Origin of the sequence: Butyricimonas sp. Marseille-P2440 (assembly GCF_900091675.1) — a bacterium.
Taxonomy (GTDB): Bacteria; Bacteroidota; Bacteroidia; order Bacteroidales; family Marinifilaceae; genus Butyricimonas; species Butyricimonas synergistica.
In genome coordinates this window covers 471487-487952 of sequence record NZ_LT594608.1, presented here as the reverse complement: position 1 = coordinate 487952, position 16466 = coordinate 471487, and the positions used below count along the sequence as shown (strand labels likewise).

The window sequence follows — 16466 nt, the reverse complement described above, 5'->3', positions numbered from 1 at the left end:
ACTTGCAAGGCTATAAGTGTAATTTAACTTGGAGATTGGGAATTGACGGATTCCCAATTTTTTTATTTCTTCTTTATCGTTACACTCCTTTCTTTAATAATGAATTCGACTTCATTGGTTTGTTCAAATTTTTTCAAGAGGTTTTCTACATTCTCGTATCTTTTCAGGCGACCGGTGAAGAGAATATTTTTTGTTTCCGGGTTCTGGTAGAATATATTCAAATCATACCATAATGCCAGCGTGGACATGATCTCTTGCAAGGACATTTGTTCGAATTTGTAGTACCCTGATTTCCATGACGTGTAGAGTTCCGTGTCTACTTCTTTTATTTCGATTTTTTGATCTGTCGTGTTGTAGGTGATTTGGCTGCCGGGGGTGATATTATAGTTTTTGCCCTGGCAGGTGACTTGTATTTTTCCTTCCTCCAGCGTGGCTGCCGTCTGTTCCTGTGCCGGGTAGGCTTTCACGTTGAATGAGGTCCCCAGTACGCGGATGGACATCTGTCCCGTTTTCACGATGAAAGGATGAAGAGAATCTTTGGCAACCTCGAAGTAGGCTTCCCCGATAAGACATACTTCTCTGTTTTCTCCCGTGAAGCCGGTGGGATAATGGAGTCCCGATCCGGAGTTCAGGTGTACTTTTGTCCCGTCAGACAGGATCACTTTGTATTCGGCTCCCAGGGGGACGGAGAGGGTGTTGTACGTGATGTCCTTGGTTGCGGGGTCCTTCGTGTCGTAGATCAAGGTGTGGGCTTTGTTTTTGATCTCGAGGGAGCTGTCAACCATGATGTATTCCCGTTGACGGGCGTTTAGTGGTATAACTTCTCCCGTGGCTAGTTGCAACAGGGCTTTGGATTCTCCCGGTTTTATTTGTTGGGCAACGGGTGCGGGAGTTTTTATTTCGGGGTGGCGGTTGTCACTGAAATAGTAGAACATTCCCAGTATGATGAGGATACTTGCTGCCGCGGATAACCAAGCGAGATGTTTTTGTTTTTGTCGTTTTGTTTCTTGTTTTTTGATTTTTTGTTGTATTCGTTCAAAAAGGATTTTTCGATCGGTACCCCGCAGGATGCCTGAGTTCCTCTCCATGAGCGAACGGAATTGCCGGTATATCGCTTGATTTGCCGGATGGGCTTGTTTCCATGCCTCGAATAATCGGGCTTCTTCGGTTGATAACGGTTCCCCGGACAGGTCGTTGGCTAATATTTCATAGATGTTTTCTGTCATATCCCAAGGATCCGTGTGCTCGTTATTTTGATTCTCCATATTTGGTGCTTTTTATGGAGATAGCACCGGTACTTTGATTTTGTGTGACAGGGAAAGATTATTTTTTTATTTTTTTCTAGCATTTTGTCCAAAGCTGGAATAGCGTGATAAAGATGTTTTTTTGTAATTTTTCCCGCAGGAATTTGAAGGAACGTCCCATTTGTTTTTTGACGGTGTTGATGCTTATGTGTAGTTTTTCCGCTACTTCTTGGTATTTCATGCCCTCCAGGCAGATCATGAGGAATATTTTTCTTCGTTCTTCCGGCAGTTCATTAAGCGCCTTGTATAAAACTTCGTCGTTCCATTCGATTTCACTGGCATTCAAATTTTCTCGTTCGTTTTTCTCGGCGGCAATATAGTATTTTCTCCTTCTTTTTTCTCCCCGCAGATGGTTGAGGGTAGCGTGTTTCACGGATTGGAAAATGTATTGTTCTAATCCGTTGGGAAGATTAGCAAAACGGCGGTGTACCCAAAAGTCGACAAAACAATTTTGAACGACATCTTTTGCCGCTTCCGGATCATCGATCATTTGATTGGCGAACAGCAACAATGTATCATGATAAGTATCAAAAAGCAGCTTGAAAGCCTCTTCTTCATTTTGTTTAAATAGAGATAATATGGTTTCCGCCTGTCCCATAGCACGTGTTTAAGTTTTACAAATATAAAGAATAAAATTATCTTACAAACTTTTGTCTTTTAAATTTAACGTGATGGTGTTTTTATATCGTGCAGAAAAAGGTTACCAGGAAGGGGACGCTTAGGTCGACGGTGATGCCGTGGACGATGGAGATAACCACGAATTCTTTGCCACAGAATTTGGTGATGATGGGTAATGTGGTGTCGGCAGTTGTGGCGCCTCCCACGGAGATGGGGGCTAATTTCCCGAAATAGCGGACAAGGAGGGGGGCGGCAAGTAGGGCGAGTAGTTCCCGCATGATGTTCGAGACGAGGGCGATAGTGCCCAATTCGGCTCCCTTGTACTGGGTAATGAATATGGAGGAAAGGGAGTAGTAGCCGAAGCCTGATCCCACGGCAAGGCAATCCGTGATGCTTCTGCCGCTTAGCAGGAAACTGACCAAGGCGGAACCGACGAGCGTGCCGACGACGGTAGCCAGGGGGACGAGCACGATTTTCAGGTTTTGTCGTTTCAGGGCTTGCAGGGCTTTTTTGTCACTCCCGATGCTGATACCGACAAGGAACATCAGTATATACAGGGCGTAAAGCGTGGGGGCTTCTGCCGTTAATATGGCGGGGATGTCGACGAAGCGACCCAGTAATACCCCGGCGACGAAGAACGAAACGATGATGATACTGCCTTTCATGGGAGGGAATGTTATTTGGATGGTACGAAGAAAAAACGGTATATCCCCCACGCGCAAAGAACACTTCCGGTGACGGCGGCGAGGGTGATGAGCAAGGCGTCGTAACCGATGGCGGCCAGGTTGTTCATGATGTCCCCGTTGGCACCGACTGTTATTCCCAGCAAGAAAAGTAATAAAAAAATAGCGTAGTTGATCAATTTGTGTACGATCTTCAAATTCCTCTCCCGGAAGAGGTATCCCAGGATGATTCCGCTGACCATTAAACCGATAACAATACTCATAACTCGATAATTATTTTCCGCGAAGCTACGATTTATTTTTTAAAACACTATCTTTACAATAGGCGTGTAGAAATTGAAACATTCTTAAAAGAGTGTTCGTTATTAATAACAGTTTTAATCTTTAAAAATGTTGTTATGAAAAAAGTGATTTCGTCGGTTATATCTCCCAACCAAAGGTTTTTGAGTTTGGGATTGCTTTTCTTGCGCGTGTTGGTGGGAATTACCATGTTGACTCATGGACTTGCCAAGTTGACTTCGTTTTCGGAATTGTCTTCGACGTTCCCAGATCCGATCGGGTTGGGCGGTACGCTTTCCCTGGTGATGATTATTTGTGCCGAGGTGGGGTGTTCCATTTTCCTGATCGTGGGGGCATTTACCCGTCTGGCGACGATCCCGTTAATCTTTTCGATGCTGGTGGTGATCCTAATCGTGCATGGTAACGATCCGTTTCAGGTGAAGGAGTTGCCCTTGTTGTACCTGGGTGTCTATATTTTCTTGTTTTTTACGGGTGCGGGAAGGATTTCCCTGGATTCGATTCTTCTGAAAAAGATAAACACGAGTATTCCGAAATAGCGATTCTGTCCCGTTAAGGGAGAGGGTTGTATTTTTTTTTGTTATTATCTTGTATTTGTAACGAGTTTTTTTTGTAATTTCACAAAAAATGTTCGGCGTTATGAATACAAGTAATGTTTTTATAGAATCTCTTTACGAGTTTAAATGTTCGCGACGGAGTATCCTATTTCGTATATTTGCACTCTTGGCGCTTCTTGGATTAATTATTTACCAGTTTACTTTTTTATCCAAAGGTGGTGGAATTTCAATAAACGAGTTATTTCGATTTTATTTGGATTGGCCTTCTCAGGCTTTGGCGTCGTCGATACCTTTTAAAAGTGCTTGTTATTTTAATTTTATACAATTGCTTTTGGTGGTGTGTTTTGCCGTGAATGATTCTAGGGAATTTAGGTTAAGCACGAGGGATGCATTGTATACTCGGTCACAAAGTAATCATGAAATAGTAGTCGGGAGGTTTTTGGGGAGGTTGTTGATAGTTACTTTGTTGAACGTGCTGGCGTTTGCCGTATCTATTATTTTTAATGTCGTCCTGTTTCCCCACTCTTTTGAGGTGGGGTATTATTTTTTCTATTGGCTCACGCTTACCTTTCCCTCGTTGATTTACTTTCTTGGTTTTTCTTACCTGTTGACCCGTTTTGTGCGTAATCAAGGGTTAGGTATCATGATATTACTTGTATTTCTAGGAGGAATGATTTTGTGGGGTGCCGATCTTTGGAATGGGGCGTTCGATCCTAGTGCCCGCCATGTGCCTAATATGTTTTCGGATTTCACAGGACACGTGAATCTTGGGAGTTACTTGTTGCAGAGAGGAGGGACGCTGCTGATGGGGGTGGGTTTCTTGGTATTGTCGGTTATCCCTTTCCGGCGGATTCCTAATAGTTTGCACGTGACGGGGAGATGCACGAGTGTGGCGGTAGGTTTGTTCGTGGTGGCGGGCGGTTTGCTGGGGGAATATTGGGGACAACGGGAAATGGGAAGGAGTGACAGGGAACGTTACAAGGTGATTTATGATAAATACGCGGGGGAAGCTATGGCAAAGGTTTGCAAAAACGATTTGCACGTGAGGGAGCTGAAGAATGGCGGTATATCGGTAAAGAGTCGGATGGAGATCGAGAACGTGAACAAGATGCGTGTACCCTTGATCGTGTATTTGAACCCGGGGCTTGAGGTCAAGTCTTTCGAGGTGGATGGGAGGGCGGTTTCTTGCCGTCGGGAATGCCAGGTTTTGCTGCCGGGTAAAGAACTGGAGCCGGGAGAGAGGTGCTCGGTGGAGATTGAATACGAGGGGCAGATTGATAATTCTGTGTGTTTTTTGGATGTTCCCGCAGCCCGGTATGGCACTCCGGAGGTGAACCGGAACGGAATATATCATTACGGCTACAAGCCTGCATTTTGCGAGAGAGGGTATAAATTGCTTACGCCGGAGTGTATTTGGTATCCCGTGTGCTTGCCCCCGTATAGTCAGTCGGGATGTAGAGGGGTAAATTTTACCCGTTACGCCTTGCGAGTGGAGCATGATTCCCGGCTGGTGGCTGTTTCGCAGGGAGAGGTGACCCGGGAGAAGGAGGGGGTGACTACTTTCGTCGTTTCGCACGATATGCCGGGGATCAGTCTGTGTATCGGGGAATACAAGAAGAGGGAAATGACGATATTCACGCAAATCCCGGATGATACGACCCGCGTGGAAGTGTATTATTTACCCGGTCACGAGTATCTTTTGGATAAATATGATCTTCCGGAGGAGAAAATGTTTGAAATATTAGCGGGAAACAAGCACGATCATGAATATAGAGAGGGAATGTATAGGATGGTCACTGATCTTACGGTCGAAGAGTGGGAGGCAATAAGGTCAGAGGATAATTGGATGCAAAACATGAGTGAACTTATTAACATTCAGTACGCTAAAAGAGGGTTTGATCCGAGACGTCATTACCCGTATCGTTCGTTGACCTTGTTGGAGGTCCCTTGTGATTTTCATTGTTTCTCGAGTTTAACGCGATTGAGTGGAGAACGGGAACAGGGGGGAATGGTGTTTGTACCGGAAAAGTTGTATTCGATGAAAGGTTATAAATTTTCTATTTCTGAATCTGAGAATAGAGATGAAGATGTTGAAAATGAATTGAATAAAGATATTGAAAATTTGTTGTGGCAGGGGAGTTGTGATATTACCCCTGTGCTTTATGGTAAAACTACATTTATTGCTTCGGATGATTGCCCGGTGTTGCATAGTGTGCTGGTAAATATGGCACGAGCGAGTGATGGATTGACTTATACACTTGATGATGTGCAACTGGTGGAGTACTTGAATGGACATAGCCTAAAAGATGCTTTATACGATTCGGCTCTTTCGTCGGATGAGCTTCGGAATATTATCCGGATGAAAAGCGATGAATTGTACACGTATATGCTATTGCATATAGATAAGGAAGCCTTTCCGAAGTTTTATTTTGATTCTATCGCAGGTAATTTATTTAAAGAGATGTCCTTGGAGGAGTGTTGCTCTAAGATGTATGATGCACTAGGGGTTAGGCTTGATTCGTTGATCAAGTACTGGTACGAGGTGGATTGTTTGCCGGCATTGGATATTCGGGATGCATGGGCGATACGTATAGGAGAGTTTCCAACTGGTGGAATTTTGATAGCAGAACCTACTGACATCGTTTACCATTTTAAAGTGTTTAATCGAGGAAATGTGCAAGGATTAGTAAAAGCTGATGACGGACAGGTATGGATCATTCCGCCTCACGAGGGAAGGGAAATCAAAGCTCGGACGCAAGCTTATTTTAAGAATAGTCTATTTTTCTCCTTGTCAACCCTTTTGGCTCAAAATCTTCCTATCACTGTTGATTTAAAGTTGGAATGTAGTGATATTGCGAGAGTGGACACGGCAACGGGTGTTAATAAAGTGGATTCTTCTATGTTTTATCAATCCGAGAAATTACTTGACGAGATTATCGTTGATAATGATGATCCGGGGTTTAAAGTGTTAAAGGCAAAGGGATTTGATTTGTTGTTTTTGTTTGGTAGGGGGGGGCGTGGCTCAAAATATTATAATAGGGTCAAGCCTGTTGATTCATGGGTACCTATTATTGATCAACATTGTTATGGTTTCCCGGTACGAAGTGCTTTCTATAAAAGAGCCGGTAGCGGACAGCAAAAGGTGGAGTGGAGTACACAATTGCCGCAAGCGGGAGAGTACGAGGTGTTTTTTTATCACGTGAAGCCATATAGTGTGAATTATGATCCGGTTCAAGAGTTTTATTATACTGTTTTTGACGGGCGTGAGGAGCATGAAGTGGTCATTCCCGTACAAGGGAAGGAGGTCGGTTGGGTGTCTTTGGGCGTGTTTGAATTTACTGGCGAAAGTGCAAAGGTTACGTTAAGTGACAAGGATCGGGGAAATATTGGTGGTGAGAATAGTAGGTCGCAAGAACTTGTGGCAGATGCGGTGAAGTGGGTAAGATTGTGAGTTTTTTTAGTTAATAGATTGTAAAATTTTAAAATTGTAAATTATGAAAAAGCTGTTGTTTGCTGTTTTTGTATTTTTGGCTCTTACTGGATTTGTAAACCAAGACGTTAACATTTTGTCTAACAAATTTGTTTCGGTGGGTTATGAATTCATCAATCCTCCCCAAATAAAAACTTGGAGTCCTTCTAGTCGTACAATCAATGCGGACGAAGGCCAATCCGCTAAGATGGAAATTACATTTTCGTCAGGTAATGATCCTGATGCTCGGATTGAAGTATTTAAGGATGGAAAGCCTCTGGGCGTTTCAAGTAACTATCAAATGACGACAAATGGAGATCGTTTTCAACTAACGATATTGGATATAAAGTCTGGAGATAGTGGAACATACACGATACGTGTAAGTAATAAAGCTGGAACCGTTTCTATTAATTTTACATTGACGGTAAATTCTAACTCTTAAGATAAGAGTTCTTTTGTTTGAAAAATTTTAGAAAAAAATGTAATTCTTGAGCAGAGAAGACAATGAATGTGAGCAGGTGTTCCTACGGGATCACCTGCTCTGTTCCGTCCAGTATGGGGACGACATTTTCATCTTCTTCCAGTACGGTTGCCGCAAGCAGCCAATAGATCAGTAATACGATGGCAATGATGATTCCTACAATTGTCCACACGTTGTTTTTTCTTCTTTTCATGATTCCTTTTGTTAGATTGTTCGTGTAGGAATAAACGAAAAACGGATGGGTTTGGTTCGGTTTTTAAACTAAAACATCCCCGAGTAGGTAGGATTGGAAGGATAATTTTAGAGGAAACAAAAATCAGCCACTTTCAAAGTGACTGATTTTCTGAGGTCGGTAGCAGATTTGAACTGCTGTACGCGGTTTTGCAGACCGCTGCCTAACCGCTCGGCCAACCGACCCTGTTGCGATTTTGCAGTGCAAAGATAAGGTGAAGTTTTGAATTTTACAATACCTTGCTGTAATTTATTTTGATAAAGTAACACTCGTTGCCGCAATCTTACCACCTAGGGGAGGATTGAGCTTTGATACTTTTATAGTTACGTGCGTGATTTGAGGGAATGCCTGGTAAAGGGCGTCGATCATTCTTTGTGCCACGTGTTCCAGTAAGTGTGATTTGATCATCATTTCCCGGGCGATGATCTCGTACGCGGTCAGGTAACTGAGGGCGTCGTTGATGTCGTCGCTTTGGGCGGCTTTGCTGCAATCCGTTTGGATGCGGGCGTATACCATGAATTTGTTTCCCACGATTCGTTCGGTTTCATAACATCCGTGGTACGCGAAAAATTCCATTCCTTCAATTTCGATGATTCCTTCCATGATTGTTAATTTTTGTTTCTCGTAATTTATTCTTACCTTGCGGCTGTAAATACAAAAGAGCCGACGGGGAATGTCGACTCTTAAGATTACATTACTAACTACTAACCTAAACCATACAAACTTATGAAAAATCTTCAATCTCTTAAAGACGGTGCAAAGATAGAGGCTATTCTTGAATCTGACGAATGTTTAGTGTTAATAAAAGCTGTTTTTAGGGTTAATGTAGGTTAATGATTTCCGTTTTGTTTGGAACTAAATGGCGTGTTATAAGATCGTTTTTAGTGTAACATGTTGTATGATAATGTCATGTATTTTTGTGTCATGTGAATACTATTCATTAATTGTTAATTAGTTGTTATTGGATGGTACATCGAACGAATATTATTCGTATGTTTATCAAATAGATTTAAGTATAAAAATTAATATGATTGATTGGGTAAAAGTATCAGATATTCAGGATATTATTCGTGGAGCGGGATTTTTAGTGATGGAGATATATAAAAAAAGAAATTTTCAGGTCGAGACGAAAAGTGACATGACTCCGGTCACGGAAGCGGATAAGGCATCGAGTGAATACATTGTGCAGGGGCTGAAAAAGCTTTATCCGGATATCCCCGTGATTAGTGAGGAAGCGTCATTGCCTTCTTACGAGGAGCGCAAAGGATGGAAGTACGTGTGGCTTGTCGACCCGCTGGATGGAACGAAGGAGTTTATTTTTCGGAACGGGCGTTTTTGTATCAATATCGCTTTGGTGGAGGATGGGCATCCCGTGTTCGGAATGATCAATAATATTTGTGATGAAGAGATATTGTGGGCTTTCGCGGATGGGGAACGAGGGGTCGTACGAAAAGAGCAGAAGAGCAAGTTGTTGTCATCCATGGAAGTACCGCCTCGATTGAGGGTTGCCGTGAGCCGTTTCCATCTGACAGAAGGAGAGATGCAATATATCGATCACTTGAAAGAGGCGGGGTACGATGTGGAGTTAATGCCGCTGGGGGCTTCTTCAAAGCATTGTTTGGTGGCGGAGGGAAAGGTGGATATTTGCCCGAAGTTCGGGAAATGCTCGGAATGGGATGTGGCTTCAGGTCAGGCATTGGTGGAAGCTACCGGGGGGCTTGTCGTGAACATGGAAACCGGGAGAGAGGTTGTGTACAACAAGGAAAATATATTGAGCCCGCCTTTTATCATGTTCAGTAAGCGGATACACGAGGAAATTAAACGGGGGAATCGTACTTTTTTGGGTTGTGATGCCGAGATTGAGGTAAAAAATGATTATCTTGGGGCACAAAGAAATGAAGTAATAAATCAAGATATAATGGAAAAACAATTAGCAAAAGAACTGATTGAGTTTATACACGAGAGTCCGACGAACTTTCATGCCGTGGCGAATGCCAAGAAAGAGTTGTTGGATCATGGTTTCAAACAACTGTTTTCCGGGGAAGCCTGGCAAATTGAAAAAGGGGGCAAGTATTTCGTGACGAAGAATCACTCTTCGCTTTTCGCTTTCGAGATCGGAAGCGGGGAAATCGCTGAAGACGGGTTCAAGATTATTTGTGCCCATAGTGATTCGCCGACATTCCGGATCAAGCCGAATGCGGAGATGCCTGTCGCCGGACAGTATCTGAAGTTGAACACGGAGGTGTATGGCGGTCCCATCATGTACACGTGGTTCGACCGTCCCTTGTCTATGGCAGGACGCGTGATGCTAAAGAGTTTGAACCCGTTGAAGCCCGCTACGCAATTCGTGAATTTCAAACGCCCGTTGATGGTAATTCCACATATCGCGATTCATTTTAACCGTGCCGTGAACGATCAGGGGAATCCGTTAAGCAAGCAAAAGGATATGTTGCCGGTGATCGCTATGATCAACGAGACTTTCGAGAAGGATGATTTCTTGTTGAATTTGATTGCCGAGGAAATGGGCGTGAACAAGGAGGATATTCTTGATTTCGACCTGACCTTGTACGAGTTCGAGAAAGGTTGCCTGCTCGGGGTGAACGAGGAGTTTATTTCTACCGGGAAATTGGATGATTTGGCTATGGCATTTGCCGGGTTGAAGGCATTCGTGAAATCGGAGAAGTGCCGGAAAACGAAAGTGCTTGCTATTTTCGATAACGAGGAGGTGGGAAGCGGAACAAAACAAGGTGCCGGTTCTCCGATCTTGCGTACAATCGTGGAGCGTATCGTGTTCGGGCTGGGTGGCAAACCGGAGGATTTGTACCGGGCTATTCATAATTCCTTTATGATTTCGGCGGATATGGCTCACGCTTTGCACCCGAATTACGTGGAGAAGCATGACCCGACGAATCATCCGGTGATGAATGGCGGTCCGGTGATTAAGTTCAATGCGAACCAAAAATATGTTACGGACGGCGATTCCGCTGCCGTGTTTGAAACGATCTGTAAAATGGCGGGTGTCCCGTGCCAGAAGTTTGTCAACCATTCGGATATGGCTGGCGGTTCAACCTTGGGAAATATTTTGCTTTCCCAGATGGAGATGCGGGGGGTGGATATCGGCAACCCGATGTGGGCGATGCATTCCGTTCGCGAAACGGGCGGGGTGATGGATAACGCTTACGTGATTAAAGCTTTCACTACGTTTTATAATATTTAAGATTGTTGTTATTGATAGAAAGGGTGCATCTTACGGGATGCACTCTTTTTTTGTTTTGGTTGAAATCAGTTGAGGCTAATTCCGTGTTCTTCTTGTTAGGTAAAACTATTTTGTCTATTTTTGTTTTTTGGCGGTTGTATAGAATCTATTAGTGTATGGCAATCCTGGACGAAAAGGAAATATTAGTGAAAATTAATCAAGGTGATGAAGCCGGGTTAGAGGGATTATTCGTTTTGTATTATAAGCCTTTATGTGTGTTTGCCTTGAATTTTATAGATTCCTATGAAGAGGCAGAGGATTTGATTCAGGAACTTTTCGTGAAGTTTTGGGAACGACGGGGAAAAACGGAGTTCCAGGGGTCTTTGCGTGCTTATTTGTTTTCTTCCGTGCAGCATAATTGTATCAAATTGATAAAAAGCAGAAGAAGGTATCATTTTGATGGTATCGAGAATTATGAGGATTTGCTTGAAGATAAATATACTTCCGTCGAGATGGAGGAGGAACGGGAAAGGTTGTACGCGGAGATCGAGAAGCTGCCGGAACAGTGCCGGAAAGTGTTTGAAGCGATTGTATTGAAGGATATGAAATATAAAGAGGCGGCAGAGTTGCTTGGCTTATCCGTAAATACGGTGAAAACTCACCTTGCCAGGGCAATGAAGCAGTTGCGTAGTTCGTTGCATATCATTGTTTTGGTAATGCTGCGGTAAAATTATTTATTTTTTTTGCTTTTTCGTTCACCCATTTTTGCCTCTTTGGGCTTTAGGTAGTAAAAGATGGCATTTTATGGATGAAAAAAGAATTATCGAGTTTGTTATTTTATATTGTAGAGATGAGTTGACAGCATCGGATGCCACGGAATTGGATCTGTGGCTAAAGGAGAGCGAACGGCATCGGGTGCTTTTTACTACTTATTTAGAGCGGTATAGGTTAGCGAGGCGCGTGGGGTTTTATGATGCAATGGATGAGCGTAGGGCTTGGAGCCGATTGACCCGGAGAATAAGATATGTAGGGATGGGAAGAAAAAGTCGTTTTACGCGTTATTTCCCCTATGTGGCTTCATTTTTGTTATTGGTGTCCGTATTTTCATACACGGGGTATAAATATTTTGGTGGGGATAATGTGCCAAATATTGTTGAACCCGGTTCGTCAAAGGCTGTGTTGCAATTATCGGATGGAAGGACTATTCCTTTATCGGCGGATTCGGTGATGTCGTTGACCGAGGTGAATGGAGTGGTTATAGAAAAAGGAGAAGAAGGGGGTATTCGTTATTTAGTGGCAGGCGGGGAGGTTGAAACGGTGTTCAATACGATACGAGTGCCTCGAGGGGGAGAATATTATTTGTGTTTGTCGGATGGAACAAGAATTTGGCTTAATTCGGACTCGGAATTGACTTATCCCGTTTCAATGGTCGGGAGTTCCAGGGATGTGCGATTGAAGGGCGAGGCATATTTTGAAGTTGCAAGGGATGAGGTTCATCCTTTCCGGGTGGCGTGTGGGGATTCCCGAATCACGGTGTTGGGGACTAAATTTAATATCATGGCTTATGCCGGGCAGAGGGATGTAGTGACGACTTTGGTTGACGGGAGCGTTCAAGTAACTGCCGGCAGGGATTCTTTAACGTTAGTTCCGGGAGAACAGTCCTTATCCGGGATAAATGGTATACATGTGAAGAAAGTCGATGCCAATATGTGTATAGCATGGATTTCGGGAATATTTGAATTTGAAAATATGACTTTGCGGCAGATCACGGAGCAATTGGGACGTTGGTATGATGTGACGTTTGTCTATACAGACCCGGTGTTGCAGGATATAATGTTCACGGGAGCTGCCGATCGCCACCGTTCGTTGGATATTGTTTTAAAGATGATTGAAAAACTTTCGGGCGTGTATTTTGAAACAAAAGGGGATGTAATTGTGATATCTAAAAAATAGAAAGAGAGGAATGTTTCCGCATCCCTCTCTGCAAACTCCTGTCGGCTAAACAGGAATTGATTTTAATGTAAAAAACAAAATTATGAAAAAAAGAAGTAAGTGGTATGAATTTGCACGGGGAAAATGTGCAAATAAATTCATGAAGATTATGAGGTTAACGTGTTTATTGATGTTTATTTTTGTTTTGCACCTTTCCGCGGAGAGTGTGGCGCAACAAGTGGTGAGTGCCAAATTTTCGGATCAGACTTTGAAGGAAGTGTTTCGGGAAATTAAGGCTCAGACCGGTTTTTATTTCATGTATAATAGCCAGGAGGTCGATGTTCGGCAACGGGTTAGTGTAGAACTGGATCAGGTATCACTGGAAGAGGCGTTGGAAAAAATATTCGAACATTTGCCTTATCGATTTGAGGTGACAGAAGGGTACGTGTTGGTTGCGGCTCGTCCGAAAACGGCAATGGATGACAAGACTCCCAAGAAAAAGGTGCATGGTGTGGTCATCGACGAAGATGGATTAAAATTACCGGGAGTCAGTATCGTGATTAAAGGTACGGGTATGGGTACCGTAACTGATGTGGAGGGAAACTTTAAATTGGATGTACCTGCCGATAGAGATATTATTTTGGTATTTTCTTTTGTAGGGATGGAAAGTAAAGAGGTGCAGGCGGATACTTCGTTTATGAAAGTTGTGTTGAAGGAGTCGGTGGAACAGATGGATGAAGTGGTGGTGACCGGTTACCAGCAGATTGATAAACGAAAATTATCCAGTTCTATTGTATCAATTAAAGGAGAAGATTTGGTCGGGGGAAGTGCTATTTCTATTGATCAGATGTTACAAGGGCGTTTGGCAGGGGTGGCTGTTTTGAATCAAACATCAACCCCGGGGGCTGCTCCGAAAATCAGGATTCGGGGTTCGTCTTCTATCACCGGGAACCGGGAACCCGTGTGGGTGGTGGATGGGATAATTTTGGATGAGCCGGTGCAACTTTCCACGGAGGAGTTGAATAGTATGGATCGAGTGAATTTGATAGGGAATGCCATTTCCAGTTTGAACCCGAATGATATCGAACGGGTTGATATTTTGAAAGATGCTAGTGCCACTGCTATTTACGGGGTGAAGGCGGCAAATGGTGTGATCGTGGTGACCACGAAGAGAGGAAAGTCCGGAAAGCCCAGGATTAATTATGCTGCCGGAATTTCGGTGATGACGCCTCCTTCCTATAAGGTGATGCGTTTGATGGATTCGGAGGAACGGATCGAGTTGTCGGAAGAGATGCATAAAAAAGGATTACAATTTTCCTCGTATCAACCAACAAACATGGGGTACGAGGGTGCTTTGATGGATTTGTGGAATGGTGTACTCTCGTATGATGAGTTCCGTTATAAAGTGAAGGATTTGAAGGAATTGAATACGGATTGGTATGATTTGTTATTTCGCGCTTCTATCAGTCACCAGCATTCGGTAGCCGTGTCCGGAGCATCGGATAACACGGATTATTATTTTTCTGTCGGTTACGCGAATGACCAAGGTGTGAATAAAAAAGAGGATTTAGATCGTTTTAACGCATTGGTAAAGGTGAATACCCGTTTTACGCCTAATTTTAAGGTCGGGATGAATATGAGCGGGGCATTGACGAACACGAAGCGACCGCATAATTCTATCGATGTTTATCAATATGCCGCACAGACATCAAGGGCGATACCCGTGTATGACAAGGATGGCGAGTTGTTTTATTACGATAATGCATTCGGTATTTCAGAGAATATTCCTTTTAATGTTTTGAACGAGTTGAAGGAAAGTGGCTCGACGGTGAAAAATCAAGCTTTGAGGTTTGATGTTTCTATTGATTGGAATATTATTCCCGGTTTGAAGTTTAGTTCTATCATCGGGTTGACGACCAATAATAATTACCAGACGTATTGGGCGAGCGAGAAGTCTTTCTATATTTCTCAACAAAGGGGAACGCCTTATGGTACGCCTCTCCCCACGCAAGTAGGTGATGATTTTGCTGCAAAATGTAAGATCCCGATGGGTGGTGAATTGATAAAGGAAGACACGAGAAATACGCGTTACACGATACGTAATAGTTTTGCTTATCACGAGGCTTGGGGGAATCATCAGGTTTCAGCCATGGTCGGGAGTGAGATTTCATCTTCAAAGTATGATGCATTAAAGTCGACACAATGGGGATATTTGCCGGAGCGGGGAAAGAAGTTTGTAAATATAGATTTGGCAATATGGAAGGGATATGCAGAGATGGTGACGAATACGCCGAATGTAATCACGGATAACCTGACGAATATTGTATCTTGGTATGGAACATTTACTTATTCTTATTCTGATCGTTATATCGCGAATTTTAATATTCGGGTGGATGGTTCCAATAAGTTCGGGCAGGATAAAAGTGTACGATTCCTTCCGGTGTGGTCGGCTTCGGGCAAGTGGAATTTACACAATGAAAAATTCCTGAAGTCAGCGGAGTGGATGGATGAATTGGCTGTACGTGCATCTTACGGGATACAGGGGAATGTGCATCCGGATCAGACGCCGAATCTGATTGTTAAATTGGGGACTTATGATGGCATTGCTAAAGAGTATCAATCTACTTTGTACAAGTTGCCGAATAATAATTTGAAGTGGGAAAAAACGGAATCGTATAATTTGGGTATCGATTTTTCTTTTTTCCGTTCTTGGTTATCCGGTACGATCGAAGTGTATAAGAAGATCGGTAAAGATCAAGTTGTACAAAAAACGTTGGCTCCATCGACAGGAGCGAATTACGTGGCAATAAATGATGGTGATGTGGATAATAAAGGATGGGAGTTAAGTGTGAATCTGAATCCTGTCCGGGGAAAGGATTGGAACTGGGGCATTTCGTTCAATACCGCAAAGAATTATAACAAGGTGAAGAATGCTGGAGAGGAGTTGTCCGTGACGTGGAGTGATTACGTGAATGGAACTTTGGTGAGTAACGGAAGGTCAATTAATAGTTTTTATGCTTATCGTTTCAAAGGATTGAATGATGAGGGGTTGCCAACATTCTATGGCGAATCGGAGAAGAATGAGGACGGGGAAGTGATTATTACCACCCAGGAGGAAGCTTTTGATGCTGCATTCGTGTATGCGGGACGGCGTGAACCGACGTTGTCTGGAGGTTTCTCGACTAACGTGAGATTTAAGCGGTTGACGATGAACGCTAATTTTTCTTTTGCCTTGGGAAATAAAGTTCGTTTGAACAATCTTTACTATGAGTCGGGACAGGCATTGCCGTTCCCGCAACAGAATATGTCCAGTGAGTTTGTACATCGTTGGCGTGAACCGGGTGATAAGACGGTTATTCCTGCCTTGTCGGATAATGCTATGACATTTACCACGTACGAGAGAAAATTCCCGATAGCTAACAATCGTTGGGATATGTATAACAAGAGTGATTTGAGAGTTGTGTCGGGAGATTTCCTTCGTTGTCGGTCTTTGAGTCTTCGTTATGATATATCCTCGGAATGGTTACGCAAGTTTTATCTTTCGGCTGCCAGCCTGAGTTTTGACGTGAGCAATCCTTTCGTGGTTAAAAGTAAAGACCTGAAGGGGCGCGATCCGGAACAGGTGACGATGGGCTCCGGTACAGTTCCACCACAAAGGGGATATTCATTGAGGTTAAATGTTTCATTCTAAATTTAT

Annotated in this window: 13 protein-coding genes and 1 tRNA gene; 7 read left to right on the top strand and 7 right to left on the bottom strand. The window is 43.3% G+C overall.

Annotated features, from left to right (window positions below):
• Positions 1-62: 62 nt before the first annotated feature.
• The 4 genes from BN8899_RS05690 to BN8899_RS05675 all read right to left on the bottom strand — a co-directional run bounded on the left by BN8899_RS05690 (position 63) and on the right by BN8899_RS05675 (position 2868).
• On the bottom strand, positions 63-1265 hold the full coding sequence (locus tag BN8899_RS05690; protein ID WP_018339363.1) for a FecR family protein: 1203 nt from the start codon (positions 1263-1265) through the stop codon (positions 63-65).
• A gap of 76 nt (positions 1266-1341) precedes the next feature.
• Positions 1342-1902, bottom strand: a complete 561-nt coding sequence (locus BN8899_RS05685; protein ID WP_018339362.1) for an RNA polymerase sigma-70 factor — start codon at positions 1900-1902, stop codon at positions 1342-1344.
• An 82-nt stretch (positions 1903-1984) separates the two neighbouring features.
• A complete protein-coding gene (locus BN8899_RS05680) occupies positions 1985-2587 on the bottom strand; it encodes a LysO family transporter (protein WP_065218660.1) in 603 nt (200 codons plus the stop codon).
• An 11-nt stretch (positions 2588-2598) separates the two neighbouring features.
• Positions 2599-2868, bottom strand: coding sequence for a LysO family transporter (locus BN8899_RS05675; protein ID WP_065218659.1), 270 nt, complete (start codon positions 2866-2868; stop codon positions 2599-2601).
• Positions 2869-3003: 135 nt separating this feature from the next.
• Between BN8899_RS05675 and BN8899_RS05670 the strand changes: the two genes are divergently transcribed.
• From BN8899_RS05670 to BN8899_RS05660, 3 genes are all read left to right on the top strand, one after another.
• The gene (locus BN8899_RS05670; protein ID WP_065218658.1) at positions 3004-3441 is read left to right on the top strand and encodes a DoxX family protein; all 438 of its coding nucleotides are present in this window, start codon (positions 3004-3006) and stop codon (positions 3439-3441) included.
• Positions 3442-3541: 100 nt separating this feature from the next.
• Positions 3542-6910, top strand: a complete 3369-nt coding sequence (locus tag BN8899_RS05665; protein WP_148375291.1) for a golvesin C-terminal-like domain-containing protein — start codon at positions 3542-3544, stop codon at positions 6908-6910.
• A gap of 43 nt (positions 6911-6953) precedes the next feature.
• The gene (locus BN8899_RS05660; RefSeq protein ID WP_065218656.1) at positions 6954-7370 is read left to right on the top strand and encodes an immunoglobulin domain-containing protein; all 417 of its coding nucleotides are present in this window, start codon (positions 6954-6956) and stop codon (positions 7368-7370) included.
• Between the two features lie 82 nt (positions 7371-7452).
• On the opposite strand, the gene BN8899_RS20935 is transcribed toward BN8899_RS05660, so the two are convergent.
• The 3 genes from BN8899_RS20935 to folB all read right to left on the bottom strand — a co-directional run bounded on the left by BN8899_RS20935 (position 7453) and on the right by folB (position 8244).
• Positions 7453-7602, bottom strand: a complete 150-nt coding sequence (locus BN8899_RS20935) for a hypothetical protein (protein WP_018339358.1) — start codon at positions 7600-7602, stop codon at positions 7453-7455.
• Between the two features lie 153 nt (positions 7603-7755).
• Positions 7756-7826 (bottom strand) — tRNA-Cys (locus BN8899_RS05655).
• Positions 7827-7890: 64 nt separating this feature from the next.
• Positions 7891-8244 (bottom strand): dihydroneopterin aldolase, encoded by a 354-nt coding sequence (folB, locus tag BN8899_RS05650; protein WP_065218655.1) that lies wholly within the window; start codon positions 8242-8244, stop codon positions 7891-7893.
• A 424-nt stretch (positions 8245-8668) separates the two neighbouring features.
• Between folB and BN8899_RS21340 the strand changes: the two genes are divergently transcribed.
• From BN8899_RS21340 to BN8899_RS05630, 4 genes are all read left to right on the top strand, one after another.
• A complete protein-coding gene (locus tag BN8899_RS21340; protein ID WP_018339356.1) occupies positions 8669-10858 on the top strand; it encodes a M18 family aminopeptidase in 2190 nt (729 codons plus the stop codon).
• A 155-nt stretch (positions 10859-11013) separates the two neighbouring features.
• Entirely contained in the window at positions 11014-11565 is a 552-nt protein-coding gene (locus tag BN8899_RS05640) for an RNA polymerase sigma factor (protein WP_065218654.1), read from the top strand.
• Positions 11566-11641: 76 nt separating this feature from the next.
• A complete protein-coding gene (locus BN8899_RS05635; RefSeq protein ID WP_065218653.1) occupies positions 11642-12790 on the top strand; it encodes a FecR family protein in 1149 nt (382 codons plus the stop codon).
• A gap of 82 nt (positions 12791-12872) precedes the next feature.
• A complete protein-coding gene (locus BN8899_RS05630) occupies positions 12873-16460 on the top strand; it encodes a TonB-dependent receptor (RefSeq protein WP_065218652.1) in 3588 nt (1195 codons plus the stop codon).
• Positions 16461-16466: the final 6 nt, after the last annotated feature.